General features: G+C 55.0%; 20 protein-coding genes. 11 read left to right on the plus strand and 9 right to left on the minus strand.

Features of this window, described 5'->3' with window-relative positions:
* Nucleotides 1-303: 303 nt before the first annotated feature.
* Nucleotides 304-735 carry a DUF488 domain-containing protein gene (locus CXF87_RS08610; protein WP_101146337.1) on the plus strand — a complete coding sequence of 144 codons (432 nt, stop codon included), beginning with the start codon at nucleotides 304-306 and terminating at the stop codon, nucleotides 733-735.
* Nucleotides 736-818: 83 nt separating this feature from the next.
* On the opposite strand, the gene CXF87_RS08615 is transcribed toward CXF87_RS08610, so the two are convergent.
* Nucleotides 819-1385, minus strand: coding sequence for a YIP1 family protein (locus tag CXF87_RS08615; protein WP_101146338.1), 567 nt, complete (start codon nucleotides 1383-1385; stop codon nucleotides 819-821).
* Between the two features lie 128 nt (nucleotides 1386-1513).
* Here CXF87_RS08615 and CXF87_RS08620 point away from each other — a divergent pair, with 128 nt between their 5' ends.
* Complete coding sequence (locus tag CXF87_RS08620) at nucleotides 1514-1930, plus strand: MarR family winged helix-turn-helix transcriptional regulator (protein ID WP_101146339.1); 417 nt, start codon at nucleotides 1514-1516, stop codon at nucleotides 1928-1930.
* Nucleotides 1931-2077: 147 nt separating this feature from the next.
* Here the strand turns inward: CXF87_RS08620 and CXF87_RS08625 are convergent, their stop codons facing one another.
* From CXF87_RS08625 to CXF87_RS08645, 5 genes are all read right to left on the minus strand, one after another.
* Entirely contained in the window at nucleotides 2078-3571 is a 1494-nt protein-coding gene (locus tag CXF87_RS08625) for an MFS transporter (RefSeq protein ID WP_101146340.1), read from the minus strand.
* A gap of 57 nt (nucleotides 3572-3628) precedes the next feature.
* Nucleotides 3629-4087, minus strand: coding sequence for a universal stress protein (locus CXF87_RS08630; RefSeq protein WP_101146341.1), 459 nt, complete (start codon nucleotides 4085-4087; stop codon nucleotides 3629-3631).
* 71 nt (nucleotides 4088-4158) lie between these two features.
* A complete protein-coding gene (locus tag CXF87_RS08635) occupies nucleotides 4159-5751 on the minus strand; it encodes an antiporter (protein WP_101146342.1) in 1593 nt (530 codons plus the stop codon).
* 237 nt (nucleotides 5752-5988) lie between these two features.
* Nucleotides 5989-6657 carry a two-component system response regulator NarL gene (narL, locus tag CXF87_RS08640; RefSeq protein ID WP_101146343.1) on the minus strand — a complete coding sequence of 223 codons (669 nt, stop codon included), beginning with the start codon at nucleotides 6655-6657 and terminating at the stop codon, nucleotides 5989-5991.
* Nucleotides 6657-8555 carry a type IV pili methyl-accepting chemotaxis transducer N-terminal domain-containing protein gene (locus CXF87_RS08645; protein ID WP_101146344.1) on the minus strand — a complete coding sequence of 633 codons (1899 nt, stop codon included), beginning with the start codon at nucleotides 8553-8555 and terminating at the stop codon, nucleotides 6657-6659. Before CXF87_RS08645 ends, narL begins: the two co-directional genes overlap by 1 nt.
* Before the next feature lie 176 nt (nucleotides 8556-8731).
* On the opposite strand from CXF87_RS08645, the gene CXF87_RS08650 reads away from it, so the two are divergent.
* The 3 genes from CXF87_RS08650 (at nucleotide 8732) to CXF87_RS08660 (ending at nucleotide 10161) form a co-directional block, all read left to right on the plus strand.
* The gene (locus CXF87_RS08650) at nucleotides 8732-9301 is read left to right on the plus strand and encodes a hypothetical protein (RefSeq protein ID WP_232774810.1); all 570 of its coding nucleotides are present in this window, start codon (nucleotides 8732-8734) and stop codon (nucleotides 9299-9301) included.
* 69 nt (nucleotides 9302-9370) lie between these two features.
* Nucleotides 9371-9763 carry a ribonucleotide reductase subunit alpha gene (locus CXF87_RS08655; RefSeq protein ID WP_101146346.1) on the plus strand — a complete coding sequence of 131 codons (393 nt, stop codon included), beginning with the start codon at nucleotides 9371-9373 and terminating at the stop codon, nucleotides 9761-9763.
* A gap of 11 nt (nucleotides 9764-9774) precedes the next feature.
* Nucleotides 9775-10161 (plus strand): SirB2 family protein, encoded by a 387-nt coding sequence (locus CXF87_RS08660; protein WP_101146347.1) that lies wholly within the window; start codon nucleotides 9775-9777, stop codon nucleotides 10159-10161.
* A 72-nt stretch (nucleotides 10162-10233) separates the two neighbouring features.
* Here the strand turns inward: CXF87_RS08660 and CXF87_RS08665 are convergent, their stop codons facing one another.
* On the minus strand, nucleotides 10234-10584 hold the full coding sequence (locus tag CXF87_RS08665; RefSeq protein WP_101146348.1) for a DUF488 domain-containing protein: 351 nt from the start codon (nucleotides 10582-10584) through the stop codon (nucleotides 10234-10236).
* A gap of 115 nt (nucleotides 10585-10699) precedes the next feature.
* Nucleotides 10700-11872: an NO-inducible flavohemoprotein gene (gene hmpA, locus CXF87_RS08670; RefSeq protein ID WP_101146349.1), complete on the minus strand. Its 1173-nt coding sequence runs from the start codon at nucleotides 11870-11872 to the stop codon at nucleotides 10700-10702.
* A 158-nt stretch (nucleotides 11873-12030) separates the two neighbouring features.
* Here hmpA and CXF87_RS08675 point away from each other — a divergent pair, with 158 nt between their 5' ends.
* A complete protein-coding gene (locus CXF87_RS08675) occupies nucleotides 12031-13242 on the plus strand; it encodes an NnrS family protein (RefSeq protein ID WP_101146350.1) in 1212 nt (403 codons plus the stop codon).
* 6 nt (nucleotides 13243-13248) lie between these two features.
* Here CXF87_RS08675 and CXF87_RS08680 read toward each other — a convergent pair whose 3' ends face one another.
* Nucleotides 13249-13695: an Rrf2 family transcriptional regulator gene (locus CXF87_RS08680; protein WP_008958050.1), complete on the minus strand. Its 447-nt coding sequence runs from the start codon at nucleotides 13693-13695 to the stop codon at nucleotides 13249-13251.
* A 281-nt stretch (nucleotides 13696-13976) separates the two neighbouring features.
* On the opposite strand from CXF87_RS08680, the gene CXF87_RS08685 reads away from it, so the two are divergent.
* Genes CXF87_RS08685 through CXF87_RS08705 form a run of 5 tightly spaced genes read left to right on the plus strand, consistent with a single transcriptional unit; the run spans nucleotide 13977 to nucleotide 21721 of the window.
* Complete coding sequence (locus CXF87_RS08685) at nucleotides 13977-17789, plus strand: nitrate reductase subunit alpha (RefSeq protein WP_101146351.1); 3813 nt, start codon at nucleotides 13977-13979, stop codon at nucleotides 17787-17789.
* Entirely contained in the window at nucleotides 17786-19348 is a 1563-nt protein-coding gene (gene narH / locus CXF87_RS08690; RefSeq protein WP_101146352.1) for a nitrate reductase subunit beta, read from the plus strand. The genes CXF87_RS08685 and narH overlap by 4 nt, the downstream gene beginning before the upstream one ends.
* Nucleotides 19341-20162 carry a nitrate reductase molybdenum cofactor assembly chaperone gene (gene narJ, locus CXF87_RS08695; RefSeq protein WP_101146353.1) on the plus strand — a complete coding sequence of 274 codons (822 nt, stop codon included), beginning with the start codon at nucleotides 19341-19343 and terminating at the stop codon, nucleotides 20160-20162. The genes narH and narJ overlap by 8 nt, the downstream gene beginning before the upstream one ends.
* 13 nt (nucleotides 20163-20175) lie before the next feature.
* Nucleotides 20176-20859, plus strand: a complete 684-nt coding sequence (gene narI, locus CXF87_RS08700; RefSeq protein WP_101146354.1) for a respiratory nitrate reductase subunit gamma — start codon at nucleotides 20176-20178, stop codon at nucleotides 20857-20859.
* 40 nt (nucleotides 20860-20899) lie between these two features.
* A complete protein-coding gene (locus tag CXF87_RS08705; RefSeq protein WP_101146355.1) occupies nucleotides 20900-21721 on the plus strand; it encodes a peptidylprolyl isomerase in 822 nt (273 codons plus the stop codon).
* The last annotated feature ends 15 nt before the right edge of the window (nucleotides 21722-21736 follow it).

Genomic DNA, 21736 nt, shown 5'->3' on the forward strand with positions numbered 1-21736 from the left:
TCTACACTGGTGCAAGGCTTGGGGAACTCTGTCAGCTTCGCTTGAGCGACTTCAAAACAGTGAATGGTGTTCTTTGTATTCACATTCAAGCCACACAATCACACCAGAAGCCGAAAGGCTGGTTCCTGTTCACTCTAGGCTTGTCGAGTTGGGATTACTCTAGAATATCCCGGGCGATTCAAAACTCTATACCGAAAAGCATATTATTGGAGTTATCAATGTGTACGAGGCTTGGTCCAGATTGCTGCTATGATATGATTTACTCGCTGAAGCCATGAGCGCGCTGGCAGAGGTATCTAAACGATGTCGTATGAAATCACGCTTAAGCGTATATATGCGCCGATAGAAGAGCACGACGGAAGTCGCATGTTGGTTGATCGGTTATGGCCTAGCGGGCTGTCTCGCCGTTCACTTGCACTGAATGAGTGGCATCCAGAGATAGCACCTGCATTTCAATTGTGCCGTCATTATCTGCAGCAAAAAATCAGTAAATCACTATTTCTTGAGCGGTATAGCAGTGAGCTGAAGACATGCCCTGATAAGCTATTGCCTTTAATGAAATTCACAAGAGCAGGGCGACTTACTTTACTAACCGCAGCTCGTCAAATTGAAGATTCACACCTTCCGGTACTCAAAGAACTGACGCTATCAGCGCTTGCAGAGGAAGACGCCAGTGATAGGGGATTTTGCTCTTCTCCCTGTTTGGCGCACACATTACCCACTTCTCATCGTTAGACCGCTAGCTTAACTCGTCGTAATTTGGCTTGACGAGGAATGAGCTGCTGCCATTCTTGGCCGGTGAATATAATGTTAACTGCTTAATAAGCCCAGATAACAGCAAACAGAAGGCCCCACCCTAAAGCACTGGCAGCCATGATTGTGTACGTGGCTGAGATAGTAGCAACATCAAATTTTTGATTCGTACAGAATGCTCGTAAACCGTGGTAAATCAAGCTGCAAGAGACGCCCAGCCCGCTAAGTATAACCACTACGTTGAAAAATAAGTTGGGTACCAATAGCGCCAATGACGCGACGAATAAAGGTAGTGGGGCAAGCGTGGCAAGTAAATAGGCATCTTGATAGCTGATAGATAGCTCATCAGTTCCATTGACTACAGCGTAGATTACCCACCCGATAATGAAAAAACTCAATAACTCCGCAAGGAAGATAATTGTAGTGATAAAACGCCACTCTCGGCCAGCAAAGCCAGCCATAAATGCATCGCCGTAATGAGTGCCCGCATAATAGAGCATTACTGGTGGCAAGAGCGACATGGGTAAAACCACCAGCCACGCTAGTAAGGGAACGGAGGGGGAGGAAGCCTGTAACTCTTTCCAGCCTTCACGATGGTTGAATGGTAACTTGAGAAAAGTGAGTGCTCTCATTTCAGATTCCTCCTGGAGGCATAATCTTGATGGTCATTTATATCATGGTATGATATTGTTTTTTTGTAAAGGCGCTATAAATTGGCGATTAGGCGATCATTAAGTATGTGGTAAAGAGAATTGTAAAAATGGATAAAAAACAGACGCTTGAAAAAAGTGACTTTGAGCGGTTGTCGCAATTTCGTTATCGTTTACGTTGTTTTCTTCGCCATAGTGAAGATATCTGTCGCCGCTATGGGCTGACGCCATTGCAGTATCAACTATTGCTACATCTCCGTGGCTTCCATGGAAGAGATTGGGCGACGGTGGGGGAGCTTGCTGAGCGACTTCAAGCGAAGCATCATGGGGTGGTGGCGCTAGTTGACCGCTGTGAGCAGCAATCGCTGGTTGTGCGGCGGCAAGGGCGTGAGGATCGGCGTCAAATAGAAGTGCATTTATTGGAAGAGGGCGTGAGTCGGGTAGCGCAAATTGCTGAAGCTCATCAACCTGAGTTGCGTCATTTGCAGGAAGACACACCATTGGCTGGCTGGAATAAGTCCCCTTAATGCAGAGCTTAAGAAGTGTGATATAGCCAATATACATTACGGCTCCTAATTAAGAGCGCTCTGAAGGGCGCTATTTTTGCTGCTACAGACGCTGTCCGGATCTAATTGATGCGGACAGCGCCGTGATGCTACAGAAGTTCCGAACGTTCAGCGCTTGGCATGCTGTAGAGCTTGTTCTTCGATGTCCCTGTCGACTGAAGAGACGTAGTACTCGTCATCGAAAGCGCCTTCTGGCTCCTTCAGCCACATTAAGCAAATAACCCAACTGATGAAGGCGCCAGTCGCGATGATGTAGAAGAACTGCGATGGAGTGACAAACGTAAAGATGGTTAGGTAGACCACCGCGCCAACATTGCCGTAGGCGCCAGCCATGCCCGAGATTTGCCCAGTGATGCGGCGCTTGATGGAGGGAATGATGCCGAAGGTCGCTCCCTCAGCCCCTTGTACGAAAATCGACGTGCCGATGGTCACCGCAATGGCCAGAATGAGTGGCCAACTCGAATTGAGCATGGCCATCAGCAAGAACCCAACGCTAATGCCAAACATGTAGCACAGCATCACGAAACGCCGGTTACCCATGCGGTCGGAGACCATGCCGCCCATGGGGCGGGCCACCAAATTGACGAAGGCGAACGAGGCAGCGATCAGACCGGCCGTAGCGGCATTCAGGCCCCAGGTCTCCTCAAAGAACATGGGCAGCATCGACACGACCGCCAGTTCAGCTCCAAAGTTGGCAAAATAGGTGCTGTTAAGCGCCGCCACATTGTTGAAAGAGTACTTATCGTCCTCCGGTACCCCCTTACGCAGGATCGGTAGATTGACTCTCAATATCTGGACAATTTGATAGATGACGATCGCGATAATGGCTAGATAAGCGATGACGGCACCCGTAACCGATAAATAGCCCATATATTGAATGCGCCAGACTAGAATGGCGAGTACGCCGACCAGCGGGATCGTCCAGATGATCAGCTTGATCATATCGCCCCAGGAGCTCACTTCCATGGCGGCGGTCTTGCGTGGTTTGCGGTGGGCCTGAGCATCTGGGCCATCAGTGATCGCGAACCAGTAGTAAACACCGTAAGCGGCCATAACAAGGGCACTCTGCGCGATGGCCCAGCGCCATCCATCCGGGCCGCCATACATGCTCAGGGCGATAGTCGGCAGCGACATGGCCGCTACGGCGGAACCGAAGTTACCCCAGCCAGCGTAAAAGCCTTCGGCGAAGCCGATGTCCTTGGGCTTGAACCACAGCGCCGTCATGTGAATACCCACCACGAAGCTGGCGCCAATCGAGCTCAGCACCAGGCGCGCCACTAGCAGCTGCGTCATGCTGTTACCGAAAGCAAATGCCAGCGCCGGTAGCGACATGCTTACCATGAGTACCGAGAACACCCGACGTGGCCCAAAGCGGTCCAATGCCATGCCGACGATAATGCGCGCTGGAATGGTCAATGCGACGTTACAAATAGCGAATAGCTTGAGATCGTCCGGGGTCAGCCAGTCGACACTCTTGAGCATGCTCGACGCGAGCGGCGCCATGTTGAACCACACGTAAAAGGTAATAAAGAAGGCAATCCAGGTCAGGTGCAAGGCCCGGATCTCGGGGCTGCGAAACTTGAATACAGCGGAAACTTTCATGATCGTATCGTCCTGTGTCCCAAAGGTGGTCTGTACCAAAGAAGGGGTAGAGGCTGCTCAAGGGCTGGGTAAGATCAGCAAGGGACACTCGGCGCGCCGGGCCAGGAATGAGCTGACGCTGCCGAAAGTCATGTAGTCGAGTTCATCAACAAAATAGGTCAACGACTTGGCGATGATGCCGCCGTCCGGTTGATGGCTATGGCGAGCAATCACCAGCAGGTCGGGTGAGAGTTTGCGAGTTGCCTGAAGCAGCATCTTGCGTGCATCCCCCTCAGCGAGAAGCTGCTCGGCCTGGAAACCCTCACCGATAGCGAATTTCACTCCCTCTTGGAGGTGCTGTTTGACCTCATCGTGTTCCTGCTGAAAAAGCGTTTCGTTGTTATCGGTAGCGTCGAGTGGATTCTCCACCACGCCGACCAGTACCAGCAGAGGTTGGTTACAGCGGAACATAGTGACGACTTGAGCGAGTGCCAGCTTGGCGTTCCGAGAACCGTCATAGGCAATCATGATTTTCATAGTGTCCTCCCGCATTGGGGTAGGGGGTAAGACCCGGAGCTAAGCTCCGGGCGTAAAGAAGCAAGTTGTATTCAAGGGTTTTTGACGTAGGCACCCTTGCGTAGGTAGAACCACCAGTTGATGACGAGGCAGATGGCGTAGAAGACCGCAAAGCCGTACATGGCAAGCTCCGGTGTGCCGGCCTGGATTTGCTCGCCCATTACACGCGGGGCGATGAAGGCGCCATAGGCAGCGACGGCTGAGGTCCAGCCAAGTACCGGGCCTTTCTGCTGCTGGTCGAAAATAACCCCGATGCTGCGGAAGGTAGAGCCGTTGCCGATACCACTGGCGGCGAATAACACGATGAATAGCAACAGGAACAGCCAAAAGAATTGATTGGGATCGGTGGCGTTATAGGCCTGCATCATCACGTAGCCGGTGGCGATAGAGGCAACCACCATGACCGCAGAGATGATTTGGGTAACGATGGAGCCACCCACTTTGTCGGAGATCCATCCACCCAGCGGACGGATCAGGGCGCCGACGAAGGGGCCTATCCAAGCCCAGGTCAAAGCGCTGGGCGCCTCTGGATTGGCTACGCGAATCAGCGTGCCATCGGCAGTGGCTTCCATCATGTTGCCGAAGATGACGTTGATAGAGAGCGGCAGGGCTGCAGAGAAGCCGATAAAGGAGCCGAAGGTTAGAATGTAGAGGATGGTCATTGACCAAGTGTGCTTATTGGAAAATATCGCGAACTGCTTCTGAATATTGGGCTTGATGTCGCCTGGAATCAGGCGCAACAACACTAAAGTCAGAACAATGGTTAACGGCAGGGCAATCCACATATTAAGCCAGCCGAGTGCCAACATACCGACGATGGTGGTCACCAGGCCGACGCCGTAAAGCCCTAATATTTTGCCGAAAGCCGCCAGCGGGGGGCCAGGATTGGGCGTAATGGTGCGTAGATTGTTCATACCGAACCAACCGGCGAACGCCAGCGGAATCAGAAAAACAAGCCAGATAAATCCAGCATTCTGGATCCAGGTATCGGTACCTGCTTCGATACGGCCGATCAACGTACCGCTAGCGCTTTGCAGTTCCATTGGCGATCCGGCCATAGCGCCGAAAATGCCGACGGTCATCACCAGAGGGATCACAATCTGCATGGTAGTGACGCCGAAATTGCCTAGGCCTGCATTCATGCCCAGGGCGTAACCTTGCTGCTTGCTGGGATAAAATGTGGAGATGTTGCTCATCGAACAAGCGAAGTTACCACCTCCGATACCGGAAAGTAGCGCCAATGCCTGGAAAACCCAGAACGGCGTGCCTGGGTTCATCAAGGCGATACCAGTTCCTGCGGCCGGGATCATCAACAGCGCGGTGGTCAGGAAGATGGTGTTCCGCCCGCCAGCGATGCGGATCATGAACGAGGCTGGGATGCGCAATGTGGCACCTGCCAAGCCGGCAAGTGCGGTCAGGGAAAATAGCTGGTTAACCGTGAACGAAAAACCCAGATTTTGCATCTGGGTGGTAATCATTCCCCACATCATCCAGACAGCGAATCCCATCAAAAGGCTGGGAATGGATATCCATAGGTTGCGGTTGGCGATGTGCTTGCCTTCCTGTTCCCAGAAGTGGGCGTCTTCGACCTCCCACTTCTCAATGTCGGCGTTTCTCTTACTCATGGCGATTTCCCCTTGGCATCAAACCTTTCTGCATGTAGCAGTTAGAAAGCAAGATACGCTGGGGAAAGGAATTGGGGAATAGGTGGAAATGGCATGAAAAACAGCGACATACCTCTTGAGAGGTAGTCGCTGAAAAGCAAGATTCATTGATTTTAAAGACAAATATTCGGACGGGGGTAGAGATGCGCCAGCGCAAAAGAACCCTAACAGTCTTTGGAGGTAACCACAGAGAGCTGACTAGTGATCTATACCTTCCTGGACTGCCCAGACGGCGGCTTCGACACGTGAGCGTAAGTTGAGCTTTTTTAGTAGGTGCTTGACGTGAACCTTGACCGTGCCTTCGGTAATATCCAGCTTGCGCGCGATGAGCTTGTTGGAGAGCCCGCCAGCGAGCTGTTGCAGAATTTCGCGTTCACGCTGCGTTAGGCTATGAATATCAGGGGTGGTGGGCGCATTGCGCTGATTGCGCAGGGCTTCAGCGAGTAGGGCGGTCAGGCTTTCGCTGATCACCATGCGGCCGAGAGCAGCCTGACGCAGCTGGCGAACCATGTCTTCAGGCTCCATATCCTTTAGCAGGTAACCGTCGGCACCGTTGCGCAGCGCCGCGACAACATCATCCTCATGGTCGGAAACAGTGAACATCACCACACGGCCGCTATAGTTGGCTTCCCGCAGGCGGCGCAAGGCTTCTAAGCCATTGACGCCCGGCATGTTTAAATCAAGTAAAACCAGGTCAGGCTCAAGTTTGAGGGCCAGTGCAATGCCTTCTTCTGGGTCGCCCGTCTCGCCAACCAATTCAAGATCGTCTTCTAGTTCAAGCAGCTGTATCACGCCACGCCGTAGTAGCGGGTGGTCGTCAATAATCATCAGACTGGCGGGTGTATCGTTGGCAGTGGTCAGCATCATTAAGAAGTCCCTGTACCTAAGTGAGAGTCGGGGGCAGCCGTAACAGGTTGCTGCTGAATTAAGCGAGCGGTCAACGGAGTGAATAGTATCTCAATACCAGTACCTCCTGCGGTGCGGTTGGCGATGCTCAACTCCCCGTTCAGCGTAGTGGCACGGTCGCGAATAATCACCAAACCGTAGTGCATCGGCGGAGAATTATCGTCTACCAGGCCGATGCCGTCGTCCTCAATACGCACGAGTAGGCGAGCATCGGCGAAACGCACTGTGACCCCAGCCCAGTGGGCTTTGGCATGTTTGTGGGTATTGGCCAGCGCCTCGCGAATGATCTGTAACACGTGAATTTCTTCATTGGGATTCAGTAGGTAAGGCGGCACATCGTAGTCAAGGTCGACTGTTACCCCCATGCGCTGGCTGAACTCCTCGACGGTCTGGCGCAAGGCAAACTGCAGACCCGGCCCCTCAAGTTTGAGCCGGAAAGTGGTGAGTAGCTCACGCAGCTGACGGTAGGCACTGTTCAAACCGGTACGCAGCTCGTCGAATACCGCAGACTGGGCTTCTTGGGTTGCCTCCTTCTGCTGCATGCGTTCGAGTCGGGCGACTTGCATCTTGAGATAAGACAGCGATTGCGCCAGAGAGTCGTGCAGCTCACGTGCAATGATGGTTCGCTCGTTGATTAAGGTGACGTGCTGCTGCTCCTCGATACGCCGCTGTAGGTACACCGCCGTGGCGAGCTGGTCGGCTAACATGGTAAGCAGGCGACGGGTGCTATCGTTGAGCCGCTCCTGGGGATACCACACTTCCAGGGTGCCGAGCAGCGTATCGCCTACGCTGATTGGTAACAGCAAACACTGCGACTGGTTCTTGGCAACCAACTCCAGGGGGCGGGGGTCAATCAAGCAGGCATGGCAATCCTGATCGCGGCAATACTCAGGGCGGGTGCGCGAGTGAGTTTCCAGTACCGGCATTTGCCGTTGGTCAAAAGGATCGTTGAGGGAAAGCCGTATCGGCCCAATGTTCAACAGCTTTTCCAGTTCGCGCAGCATGGGGGCGGCGCTAGAGCAAAGATCGTTACCGCCGCCATATAGCGAACGGCTGGCATCGTGCATTACCCGCAGCGCCTGATTACTGCGCTCAAGCTCCTGTTTTTTGCGCGATACGGTGTCTTCCAGCGCGGCGTAGCTGGTCGCCAATTCGGCAGACATCTTGTTAAAGGTGTGGCCCAGCAAGGCCAGCTCGTCACTGCCACGCAGCTCTGAGCGCGGCTTAAAGTTACGATGTGCCGCCTCGCGGGCAAGCACCATCAGTTGACGCAAAGGCACTACCAGATTGTAGCGAATATCGTAGAGGGCGATTGCAACCACAATAGCGATCAGCACTAAAAAGAGCACTTGCATCATGCCCAGCAGCCGCACCTTGGCTTCGGTGCTCTGCTCCAGATAGGTCACTAGAATTTCGATGTCACTGACCATCGCAACGATCATCATTTCTAGCGTATCTAGGTCAAGCGCTGTGGCGGAGGGTGGTGTCTCTAGTGCCGGTCGAAGCGTGTGCTGCCAGTAGACCTGAAGTTTCTCAAGTTGACGGCGGCGCTCGTGACTATCATCAGCAGGGATTGTTTGTTGTAGCCTTGTGCCATGCAAACGCTGATCGAAGCCCGAAATCAGGTCGTCGAGTTGTTCTTCGCTGGCCCCCTCTGGGGCATACTCCAAGCGTTGCAAGGCCCCCATGATCTGATAGGCATTCATGCGCAATGAGCCAGCTACATTGATCGCGGCCGCATCGCCACGGCTGCTGTTAGACATAGTCATGGTTAGAGTGATGCTGATGAGTGCCATGCCGCTAATGGCGAGCAGGGACGCAATGATGCGAGCAACCAGGGAACGTTGAAGTAATTTCATGCTTGTTCCGATAGCGCGGAAGAGGTAACAGAGTGTGGCACTGTCTGCATCTTGATACGAGGGCTATTCCTTTGGGGATAGCCGGCCTACCTCCGATGTTTTTTGACCTACACCCAGTATTTGCCGACAATTCTGGCATGTCTTCCGATGCCTTTATACCTTTGCTGGGAAACGCCATGCCGTCATCTGTGCTACCTCCCACGTTGAAGACATCAATACAGCCAGTCAATGGTTATCAAATGCTGGTCGCTATGCTTTTAATGCCGTTGGCAAGCGCTTTAGCGGTGGCTAGCTGGACACTTTATGCCCTACTCGCAAAACAGCCCCTCTATGTGCTGGTACCGTTGAGTAGCGGTGTTCTGTTGGCTTGGCCGGCTTGGTATATCGCCAGGCGGGGAGGCACCTGCCGCTTGATGCAATGGCTATTGCTGGGGCTAGCGCTGGCGTTGGGTGGGTTTGGGATGGCAAGCCAGCCGTGGGAATTTCTGCTGGTGGGCGTTGGGCTCGGATTAGGAGGCGCGGTGATTGCTACCGGCATTGCCCACGCCAAAGGCTGGATACCTGGTCGTTGGGTGCATCTTTGTTTGGGGCTTTGTCTTGCCTTAGCGGCAGGGGTAGGGCTTTCCTTGCGGATGGCGCCCCTGGTCGTCCAAGCCTATGGTTGGCGCGCAGCGCCATTCAGTCTGCTGATCCCACTGTTGATAATAATGCTGCTGCTGTGGCTGTTCGTAGAGTCACCCGAATAACGCCACCGACTAGTCTCATCTACTCGTTCTTACCTATTGATTCTTAACTACTAGCATAAGGCCCATTTTATGACCATAGCGACGTTTACCGATTTACTGCAGGAAGCGCGTAAACAACCTAAGCCCCAGCGTCTGCTGTTTGTGTTCGTTCGCGCAGAGCTGCCCGATTTCCCAGATGCTGAACAGCGGCGCCGCTTCGAACAGGGTGAAGGGGGAGTGTTGGTGCCTGTGGTTTGCGTAGACAAGTCGATGGAGGAACTGAGCAGCATGGCTGCTTTGGTCGAGGAGTCTCGCCGTACCGAGATTGAATGGGATCTAGTCTTCACTGCTGCCATGGACGACCTAGAAGATGATGCCGAGGTTGAACGGCAGCTCCAGCGTATGATGGAGTCGCTGCAAATGGGTAATATCACCGCCTATCTTGCCCTCGATCATCACGGCGATGCGGTTGACGTTGGTTAGGGACGGCTACCATGGAGCACTATTTTCTCATCAAGCACCTACACATGACGGCCGCTGTGCTGAGCATTACGCTTTTCGTGATCCGCGCCTGGTGGTCGGTGCAGGAAAGCCCGCGATTCAATGCCCGTTGGGTCAAGGTATTGCCTCATCTTATTGATACGGCTCTGTTGGGGCTCGGGGTGACTTTGATGGTATTGCTTTCCGTATGGCCCTGGCAGCTTCCTTGGCTTGGCGCCAAGTTACTGGCGCTGCTGGCCTATATTGGTGTTGGCACCATTGCGATTAAGCGCGGGGCAACGCCAAAGGTGCGAGCTATAGCCGCGGTAGTGGCGGTGGCCATCTTCGCCTATATAGTGGGGGCGGCTATTCGCCATAGCCCGCTTTCCTGGTTAGCCTGAAGCGCGGTTGTTTTGGCGCTTACCCCATTCTTTAGTGAGCGCAACGACTTCTCGAAGCAGGGGGCGAGCTGACTAGTTCAGCATGTTCAAGTATTGGCGCAGCACCTCGGCATTGTTATGACGTTCTTCCTTGGAGGCGAACACCAGCGTGAGTTGCTCTTTCCTGGCACGCTGTGCAAGGTCACGCAGGGATTCGCGATAGGACGTTAACTCTTTAAGATAGCGTCGGCGGAAATCATTCCAGTTGAGTGAACCATTATGAAACGCTTTGCGAAGTTCGCTGCTCGGCGCGATCTCCTTGCGCCACTCATCGATTTTGGCTTCTTCCTTGGACACCCCACGCGGCCAGATCCCGTCGACAAGAACGCGATAACCATCCTTGCTGTGAGGTGAGTCATAGGCACGCTTTAATTCGATATCCATAATCGCCTCTGTATTACCTTGGTTTCTCTTTAAGGCTAGTAAAGTTGAGCAGGGGTCATAGGATCCCCTGCCTCTAATAGGTAGCCTCGAAATGAATAACCCTAACTGGCCATTATTAAGCTGCGTCGAGTGGGCGCGAGGGGCCAAAGTGCTCGAAGTGGCGGCGATCCTCATCGACACCCAATTCAGACAAAGCACTATTGATTGCCGTCATAAATCCTTGAGGGCCGACGAAATAGCAGCGCGCCTTGAGGTCTGGTAGGTAGTGAGCTAATAAGCTACGGTCGATACGACCTATATGTTCGGCTTCGTTGCCGCGCTCATGAATGCGGACAGCCTTGAGGCGTTGAGGATACTCGCTCTTCAGCGCTTCTAATTCGCCTTTAAAGGCATGATGCTCGGCATCCAGGGCAGCGTGTAGATAGATGACTTTCCGCCCAAGGTACAAGGCATGTCGAGCCATGGGGAGCAGGGGCGTTTGCCCAACGCCGCCGCTGGCAAGCAGCAGAGGCTCGTCACCTTCAATCAGCGTGAGGTCACCTGCTGGCGGTAACAGTTCCAAGGTGTCGCCGGGTTGTAAGACATCGTGGAAATGGCGGCTGACTTGGCCCTGTTCTTCGCGTTTGATCGAGATTCGATAGCTTTGGCCATTTGGCGTGTCTGAGAGGCTGTAATGCCGATAAACCCGCTCGCCATTAATGGTTAGACGTACACCGATATACTGACCTGGCTCGTGATCAGCCACGCGCTCCCCATCCTCGGGCTCAAGGATAAAAGAGCGAATTAAGGCACTTTCCTGCTGGGTACTGGCGATCTTGAAACGACGTGTGCCGCGCCAGCCGCCCGGACGCTGCTCAAACTCACGATAGCGCTGGTCTTCGAGGTCGATCAAAAGAGCGGCGAGCTCGTTATACAGAGCGCCCCAGGCATCGGCGATTTCTGGTGTCACGGCATCACCGAGTACTTCGCCAATCGCCGCCAGCAAACATTCACCGACGATGGGGTACTGTTCGGGGAGAATGCCTAGCGAGATGTGTTTACTGACCACAACATCCAGCGTGGCCCGCGCTTGAGCAGGATTGCTACGTAATTGGACATAGGCTAACACGGCGTTGGCCAGGGCACGGGGCTGACCGCCGCTTTGCTGATGGACCTCATTAAACAGGGGCTTGACCTCTGGATAGCGGGTAAACATTAGCGGATAGAAGCGCTGGGTAATCGCATTCAGGTGTTCGGCCACGACTGGAGCTGTCGCATTGATCAGTTTTTCCTGCTCATGTGTTAGCACTGTTAATCCCTCGGTATATTAAGAAGTATTTAAAATGAATCTTAATGCTGCGGGTCTATAAATGCTAGCCATAAGATGTATTTTTGGTGCATGTCATGGTCTTTGTTAATGGCTAGGCGCACAATCATATTTCCAAGTAATCTAGTCGGGATTAAGCCATGCCAATGACCACCTCATCCCAGCCTGCTTCTAAGCTTGAGCATCTGCCATTAATGCGCCTGGCTTTTCGGCCTTTCTTTCTGCTGGCCGCGCTGTTTAGTGTGGCGTCCCTATTGGTGTGGTTGGCCTTCTGGCACGGCAATATTTTGCTGCGCCCTTATGGCGGCCTGGTGTTCTGGCATCAGCATGAAATGTTGTTTGGTTTTGCTGCGGCTGTGGTAGCGGGATTTTTACTGTCTGCTGTGCGCAACTGGACCGGATTGCCGAGCTTAAGCGGCGCGCCGCTAATGGGTCTGGTGGTGTTATGGCTATTGGGTAGGGTGCTGATGGCTTTCCCCTTGGATTTGCAGGGGTGGCTGCTGCTGGCGTTTGATCTTGCGTTTCTGCCGGTGGTCGCCATTGTTATGGCGCGTCTGGTTATCACTGCAAAGCGGTGGCGCAACTTGATCTTTATACCCGTGCTGTTGCTGTTTGCCACGGCTAATCTGGCGATGCACTTAGGGGTAATGCGGGGTGATGCCGAGCTGATCCGGCAAGCTGCCTACTTAGCCGTGCTGTTAATCACACTGATGATGACAGTCGTTGGCGGACGCGTGATTGCCATGTTTACTGCGAACCGTTTGGGGCGCACCAAACCTGACCCTATTCCTTTACTTGAAGGAGTGACGTTGGCTAGCACGGCAGGCGTTGTCATCCTGCAGCTGGTCATCATGCTGGGGGTTGCCATTCCTGCGTCATTAATCGGCGGGGTGATGCTCTTAGCGGCGTTGGCCAATAGTATTCGCATGGCGCGCTGGGGTGGGCTGCACAGCTGGCGCGAACCTTTACTTTGGGGACTCCACGGCAGCTACGCCTGCATCCCGTTAGGGCTAATTATGTGGGTCTTCGCACTAATGGGGCTGATACGTACAGAGCTTGCTATACATGCCCTGACCATAGGTGGCATGGGCACCATGATGCTGGCCATGATGGCCAGGGTGACGCTAGGCCATACAGGCCGCCCCATACGCACTTTGCCCGGTATGGGTGTGGCGCTAGGCTTAATGCTGATAGCCGCCTTGGTGCGCTCACCCGTCTTGGCGTTATTTCCCCAGATTACCCACTGGACCTACACGCTAAGTATCATCTTCTGGTGTTTGGCCTACGTAATATTTCTTGTGCACTACACATGGCCTTTGATGCAGGCAAGAGTCGACGGGCAGGATGGCTAGTGAGTGCTAAGCGCTGACAGTAGGAATGCGCATAAGTTGCGCCAGTTGAGATTGTTGACTGCCCAGCAGGTCGGCCAATGTGTAGCGGTCGAGCACGTCTAGAAATGCTGACAGTGCATCATTAAGAATCGGTTGAAGGCGACATGCTGGCGTAATAATGCAGGCATTGTCGCTATGAAAGCACTCCACTAACGCCATGTCATTTTCCATCTCGCGTACCAGCTCGCCTAACCCAATGGTCGCGGGGTCGCGTGTCAGCAGTAAGCCCCCATTTTTGCCCCGGATAGCAGTAACGTAGTTCTTCTGGCTAAGCTCCTGAACAATTTTCATTAAATGATTGCGTGAAATATTAAAGGTTTCGGCAATCTCATTAATGGTAGAGCGCTCTTCTCCCTTGGCAGCAAGAAATATCAACACGCGTATCGAATAATCGGTAAATCGGGTGAGATGCATGGAGTGAGCTTTGCTCCGAGGGCTAGCTAGTTATTAAAGAAGTATGTTGTATGAACGTTCAGCAAGTTGCAATGAGAAAAGCCAGCACAGCACTTAGCGTGATGGCATTTCAACGACTCTCAGCGTCTATTCCTTTACGTTGGCAGCTCTATCACCTTGGGGGTAGACAGGGTGTATATGGAGGTAATCACGCAGTAATTCGCTTGTCGATCACGCAGAATCCACTCCATGGAACCCGCACTGACGGGTATGCAAATTTCCGAGGAGCCTGGAGATCGACCATGAGTCACTTCATAGATCGGCTGAATTTCTTCCGCAAGTCCCGCGAGCCTTTTGCCAACGAACACGGTGAACTACGCAGCGAATCCCGTGAATGGGAAAATAGCTACCGTGCCCGCTGGCAGCACGACAAAGTGGTGCGCAGCACTCACGGGGTGAACTGCACCGGCTCTTGCAGCTGGAAAATCTACGTCAAAAACGGCCTGGTTACCTGGGAGACCCAACAGACCGACTATCCGCGTACCCGTCCCGACCTACCCAACCATGAGCCGCGTGGCTGCCCGCGCGGCGCCAGCTACTCCTGGTATCTGTACAGCGCCAACCGCCTCAAGTATCCGTTGGTTCGTAAGCCACTGCTGGCGCTATGGCGCGAAGCGCTCAAGGCTAACCCAGACCCGGTAGACGCTTGGGCGTCTATCGTCGAAGATCCGGCCAAAACCAAGCAGTACAAGCGTGCTCGCGGCATGGGCGGCTTCGTGCGTGGTGACTGGGACGAGCTCAATGAGCTGGTCGCGGCCTCTAATGTTTACACCGCCAAGCAGTACGGCCCCGACCGTATTCTCGGCTTCTCGCCGATACCTGCCATGTCGATGGTCAGCTACGCAGCGGGTAGCCGCTACCTGTCGCTAATCGGCGGCGTCTGCATGAGCTTCTACGACTGGTACTGCGACTTGCCGCCAGCGTCACCAATGACCTGGGGCGAGCAGACCGACGTACCTGAGTCCGCTGACTGGTACAACTCCGGCTACATTATCGCCTGGGGCTCCAACGTGCCCCAGACGCGTACTCCCGATGCCCACTTCTTTACCGAAGTGCGCTACAAGGGCACCAAGACGGTCTCGATCACCCCGGATTATGCCGAGGTCTCCAAACTGACCGACGAATGGCTGTCCGCCAAGCAGGGCACCGATGCCGCCCTGGCGATGGCCATGGGGCACGTGATTCTCAAAGAGTTCCACCTTGAGAACCCCAGCGCCTATTTCACTGACTATGTGCGCCGCTATACCGACATGCCGTTTCTGGTGGAACTGGAAGTGCGTGAAGATGGCAGCTTCGCACCGGGTCGCCAACTGCGTGCCAGTGATTTTGATGCTGCCCTGGGCCAGGAAAACAATCCCGAGTGGAAAACCGTTGCCTGGGACGAAACTCGCGACCAGCTGGTGGTTCCGCGCGGTTCCATCGGTTTCCGCTGGGGCGAAACTGGCGACGAAGTGGGCAAGTGGAACCTAGAATCGCTGGACGCCGCAGGCACTGAAATCAAGCCGTTGCTAAGTTTGGTCAACCACCACGATAGCGTCGCGCGCGTGGCGTTCCCTTACTTCGGTGGCATCGAGCACGAGCACTTTGAGCACGTCAAAGGGGCCGGTGTTGGTGCCGCTGACGACCTGCTATTTCACAATTTGCCCGCCAAAAGGCTTAAGAGAGCCGATGGCAGTGAAATGCTAGCGGTCACCGTTTTTGATTTGATGTGTGCCAACTACGGTATCGATCGTGGCTTTGTCGGCGACGGCGAAGATGATGGCGCAACCTCGTTTGATCAAATTCGCCCCTATACTCCCGCGTGGCAGGAGAAAATCACCGGTGTCTCGGCAGAGCAGTGCACCCGCATTGCCCGTGAATTTGCCGACAACGCTCATAAAACCAACGGCCGTAGCATGATCATCGTTGGTGCCGGTATGAATCACTGGTACCACATGGACATGAACTACCGCGGCCTAATTAACATGCTGGTCATGTGTGGTTGTATCGGCCAGAGCGGTGGTGGCTGGGCGCACTATGTGGGCCAGGAAAAATTGCGCCCGCAGACTGGCTGGACGCCGCTAGCCTTCGGCCTCGACTGGCAGCGCCCGCCGCGTCATATGAACTCCACCTCGTTCTTCTATAGTCACTCCTCCCAGTGGCGCTACGAGAAGCTGGAAATCAAGGAAATCCTCTCGCCATTGGTCAAGGTTGAGGACTACCCGGGAAGCCTGATTGATTTTAACGTGCGCGCCGAGCGCATGGGCTGGCTACCTTCAGCACCACAGCTGGACACGAACCCGCTGCGCCTGGCGAAAAAAGCCGAAGCGGCGGGCATGTCGACAGCTGACTATGCGGTTCAACAGCTCAAGAGTGGTGAACTGCGCTTTGCCGCGGAAGATCCGGACGCGCCAGAGAATTTCCCGCGCAATATGTTCATCTGGCGCTCTAACCTGCTGGGCAGTTCCGGTAAGGGCCATGAGTACATGCTCAAGTACCTGCTGGGTACTCGCCACGGTATTCAGGGTAAAGACCTGGGCGATTTCGGCGGCCAGAAGCCCGAAGAAGTCGTATGGCGTGACGAGGCGCCGGAAGGCAAGCTCGACTTGCTGGTGACGCTGGATTTCCGCATGTCCACCACTTGCCTTTACTCGGATATCGTGCTGCCTACGGCAACCTGGTATGAGAAGGACGACCTTAATACCTCTGACATGCACCCCTTTATTCATCCGTTGACTGCCGCCACCGACCCGGCTTGGGAATCGCGCAGTGACTGGGATATTTACAAGGGAATTGCCAAGGCTTTCTCCAAGGTGTGTGTAGGCCACCTGGGCGAGGAAACCGACCTGGTCACACTGCCGATGCAGCACGACTCGCCAGGAGAGTTGGCCCAGCCGGCGGTGATGGATTGGAAGAAGGGCGAATGCGCGCCGATTCCCGGCAAGACCATGCCATCGCTGATTGAAGTCAAGCGCAACTACCCCGAAACCTATGAGCGCTTTACCTCCGTAGGGCCGTTGCTGGAAAGTATCGGTAACGGCGGCAAGGGCATCGCTTGGAATACCGATGCTGAAGTCGAGCTGCTGGGCAAGCTCAACCATCGCAAATTGGATGGTCCGCATAAAGGGCGCCCGTTGATCGACAGCGCTATCGATGCTGCCGAAATGATTCTGACCCTGGCTCCAGAAACCAACGGCGCCGTGGCAGTGAAAGCGTGGGAAGCGCTCTCCAAAATTACCGGGCGTGACCATACCCACCTGGCAAGGCCCAAACATGACGAAAAAATCCGCTTTCGCGATGTCGTCGCCCAGCCACGCAAGATTATCTCTAGCCCGACTTGGTCCGGCCTCGAGGATGAGCATGTCTCCTATAACGCCGGTTACACCAACGTTCACGAGCTGATCCCCTGGCGCACCGTGAGTGGCCGCCAGCAGTTCTATCAGGATCACGCCTGGATGCGCGCCTTCGGCGAAAGCCTGCTGGTCTATCGCCCACCCATCGACACCAAGGCGGCCAAAGGCTTCACGCTGCCCGCCGACAACGGTTTCAAGAGCAAGGCGCTGAACTTCCTCACGCCGCACCAGAAGTGGGGCATTCACTCCACTTACTCGGACAACTTGCTGATGTTGACGCTCAACCGCGGTGGCCCGGTGGTGTGGCTCTCCGAGGCGGACGCGGCGGAAATCGAGATCGAGGACAACGACTGGATCGAGGTCTACAACGCCAACGGCTCGATTGCCGCGCGGGCAGTGGTCAGCCAGCGGGTCAAGGCGGGCATGGTGATGATGTACCACGCTCAGGAGCGCAACGTGAACGTCCCTGGCTCTGAGGTCACCGGCACGCGGGGCGGTATTCACAACTCGGTCACCCGTGTCTGCCCCAAGCCAACACATATGATCGGCGGCTACGCGCAGCTCTCTTACAGTTTTAATTATTACGGCACCGTCGGCTCAAATCGCGATGAGTTCGTGTTGGTGCGCAAGATGAAACACGTTGACTGGCTGGATGGTGAAGGCAATGACAGTGTTCAGGAGAACGTGGCTCTTAAGAACAGTCCTAGGGAGGCCGTGAAATGAAAATTCGTTCCCAGGTAGGCATGGTTCTCAATCTTGATAAGTGTATCGGTTGCCACACCTGTTCGGTGACCTGCAAAAATGTCTGGACCAGTCGAGAAGGTATGGAGTACGCCTGGTTCAACAATGTCGAGACCAAGCCCGGTATCGGCTATCCCAAAGAGTGGGAGAACCAAGCCAAGTGGAAGGGCGGCTGGATGCGCCGTAACGACGGCCGGATTGAACCGCGTATTGGTGGCAAATGGCGGGTGCTGGCGAATATCTTCGCCAATCCCGACCTGCCTGAAATGGATGACTACTATGAGCCGTACACATTCGACTACCAACACCTGCATACCGCCAAGATCGGCGAGCACCAACCGGTTGCACGCCCACGCTCGCTGATTTCCGGTCAGCGCATGAAAAAGATCGAGTGGGGCCCGAACTGGGAAGAGATCCTGGGCACCGAGTTCGCCAAGCGACGTAAAGACGCCAACTTCGACAAGGTGCAGGCAGATATTTACGGCCAGTTCGAAAACACCTTCATGATGTACCTGCCGCGCCTGTGCGAGCACTGCTTGAACCCCACCTGTGTAGCGGCTTGCCCGAGCGGTGCCATCTACAAACGGGAAGAGGACGGCATCGTTCTGATCGACCAGGACAAGTGCCGCGGCTGGCGGATGTGTATCTCCGGCTGCCCCTACAAGAAGATCTACTACAACTGGAAAAGCGGTAAATCCGAGAAGTGCATTTTCTGCTACCCGCGTATCGAGGCCGGTCAGCCGACCATCTGCTCCGAGACCTGTGTGGGCCGCATTCGCTATCTCGGCGTGCTGCTGTATGACGCTGATCGGATCGAGGAAGTGGCAAGCTCCCCTGACGAGCGTGATCTCTACCACCGCCAGCGCGAGATATTCCTTGATCCCAATGATCCGGAAGTGATTGCCCAGGCCAGGCGGGATGGTATCCAGGATAACGTCATCAAAGCTGCCCAGGCCTCACCGGTTTACAAGATGGCTATCGACTGGGGATTGGCGCTGCCGCTGCACCCGGAATACCGCACGCTGCCGATGGTGTGGTACGTGCCGCCGCTGTCGCCGATTCAATCCGCCGCTGAGGCGGGGCATGTAGAGTTTGATGGCATCCTGCCCAAGATCGAATCGCTGCGTATTCCAGTGAAGTACCTAGCCAACCTGCTAACCGCCGGCGAAGAGGCGCCCGTAGTGCTGGCACTCAAGCGGTTGATGGCGATGCGCGTTTACATGCGCAGTAAGCATGTGGATGGCGCCCCTAATGCCGAGGTGCTTGACGCCGTAGGGCTGAGCGTAGCCCAGGTGGAAGAAATGTACCGCTACCTGGCGATTGCCAACTACGAGGATCGCTTCGTGATCCCCACCAGCCATCGCGAGATGGCCACCGAAGCCTTCCCGGAACGGGGTGGATGCGGCTTTACCTTTGGTGATGGTTGCCACGGTGAGAGCCAGCCCAACCTGTTTAACGGCCGTAAGCAGACCAGCGTATTGGTAAAACCGGTAGAGGTCTTCGACCCGCAGCCACAACTTGAGGAGTCACGTCATGACTGAAGCCGCTATTCAATTTTCTGCCTCAGCCGCTCCGGTAGAGGCGTCGTTCGAGCCAGCACAAGGCATGCGTAGCCTGCGTGTACTGGCCCGCTTGCTCGATTACCCAACTCAGGAGCTGCAGGATGCCTGCGGCGAGCTCATCGAAATCCTCAATGCCGAGAGCCGCCTGGGTGCGGGCCTCAAGTTGTCATTGATGGAGTGGTGCCAACGTCTTCATGAGGGCGAATTGCTTGAGCTGCAGGCCGAGTACGTTGCCATGTTCGATAAGGGGCGCGCTACGTCGCTGCTGCTATTCGAGCACGTTCATGGTGAATCCCGCGATCGAGGTCAGGCCATGGTCGATCTTATGGCCGAGTACAGCGCGGCCGGTTTCGAACTGGATGCTCGCGAGCTTCCCGACCATCTGCCGGTGTTCCTTGAATACCTTTCGATGTGCGAAGAAGCCGAGATCGGCCGCTGGCTGGGCGAAATACGCCATATCCTGGCGCTGCTCACCGCACGATTGGAGGAGCGCGGAGCGGATCACGCCCTGGTGCCGCTATCACTCTTGGCATTAATTGGCGCCGAGGGGGATGTCGAAGAGCATCGGCCACAGGTCAAGAAAGAAGCGCCCGACAACACGCCTGAAGCATTGGACGCTGTATGGGAAGAAGAAGCGGTACGCTTTTCAGCCACTTCTGACGAAGACTGCGCGCTGCAGTCTGCGGAAGGACGGCGGCTTGCCGAGCGCAAAAAAGCAGTGCACAGCGACCCCGTCAAAATCATGCCGTCCGCCTGGAGCGCTTCGCCTTCCTCAACCGTGGCCGATCGCTAAAAGGAGAATCGCCATGTTCATAGAATATCTACAACATCTTATCTACGGCTATTATCCCTATCTGGCCGGTACGGTGTTCTTGGTCGGCAGTCTCGTGCGTTACGACCAAGGCCAGTTCACCTGGAAGACCGGCTCCAGCCAAATGCTGTCCTCGAAAAACATGCGCCTGGCCAGCAACCTGTTCCATATTGGCATTATCGTGATTTTCTTCGGTCATTTGGTGGGCATGCTCACGCCGCACTGGGTCTACGCACCTTTCCTGCATGCCGGTACCAAGCAGCTAATTGCCATCGTGGTGGGCGGTATTGCCGGTGCCATGTGCGTGGTGGGCGGCGCCATGTTGCTCTATCGGCGATTGGTCAATCCTCGCGTAAAGGCGTCGTCGAGCTTCATGGATACCTTGATCCTGGGTTTGATTGTCTTACAGGCATGCCTTGGAATGGTGACCATCATTTTCTCACTAGGCCATATGGACGGTGAAATGATGCTGACGCTCTCCAGCTGGGCGCAGTCGATTGTCTTCTTCAGCGGCGGTGCGGCGGACTACATGCAGGAAGTGTCGTGGATCTACAAACTGCATATCTTTATCGGCTTAACCATCATCCTGCTGTTCCCGTTTTCGCGGCTGGTGCATGTGTGGAGCGTGCCGTTCGGCTATGTAACCCGGCGCTATCAGCTTGTCCGCCGTCGTGGCTAAAAACTGGCTTGTGCTCGGCCAGGCCTAGAGGAGAAATAACATGCAGATGATTGATATCGAACAGCTACCTGGGGGCGTCGCTGCGCCTCCGGTACGTGTCGGAGACACCCCTATCGATGAAGCAACGATTGCGTTGGAGATGCAGTACCACCCCGCCGAAACGGCGGGGGAGGCCCAGCTTCAGGCGGCCCGCGCCCTGGTGGTCAGGGAGCTGCTGCGCCAGCGAGCCAACGTCCTGGGCCTACTGTCGAGGCAGGAGACTAACGAAGCACAGGAAGATGCGGCGATTGCTGCCTTGCTCGAACAGGAGCTTGAGGTGCCGGAACCGGGGGAAGCAGATTGCCAGCGCTTTTTTGACACCCACTGCGAGCGCTTCAGCGAACCAGTGCAGTTACGCGTTCGGCATATCCTGCTTGCGGCCGCCCCCGAGGACTCCCAGGGTCGCGACGATGCTTATCAGCTTGGCGAAAAGCTACTCGAACAGCTCAATCAGATACCCGAACGGTTTGCCGAATTTGCTCAACACCATTCCGCGTGCCCTTCAAAAGAGATGGATGGTGATTTGGGCTGGCTAGTGTCAGGCCAGACCGTCCCTGAGCTGGATCGCGCTTTGCAGCACTTGCCCGAAGGCCTACACGAGCGCCCCTTGGCGTCTCGCTATGGCTGGCACGTGGTGAGTATTGACGAACGGCGAGAAGGTAGGGCGCAACCTTTTGATCAAGTTATTGACCGGGTGCGCCATAGCCTGCGGGAACAGGCAACTCGACGAGCGCTGCGTCACTATTTACTGGCGTTAGAGAGCGAAATAGGCGTCGAAGGGATTGTTCTGGATGACGATGCTGGCGGCAGCTTGATGCAATAGCTTGAAGCAATAGCA

The sequence above is a fragment of the Halomonas sp. MES3-P3E genome, assembly GCF_002836035.1.
GTDB classification, from domain to species: domain Bacteria; phylum Pseudomonadota; class Gammaproteobacteria; order Pseudomonadales; family Halomonadaceae; genus Vreelandella; species Vreelandella arctica.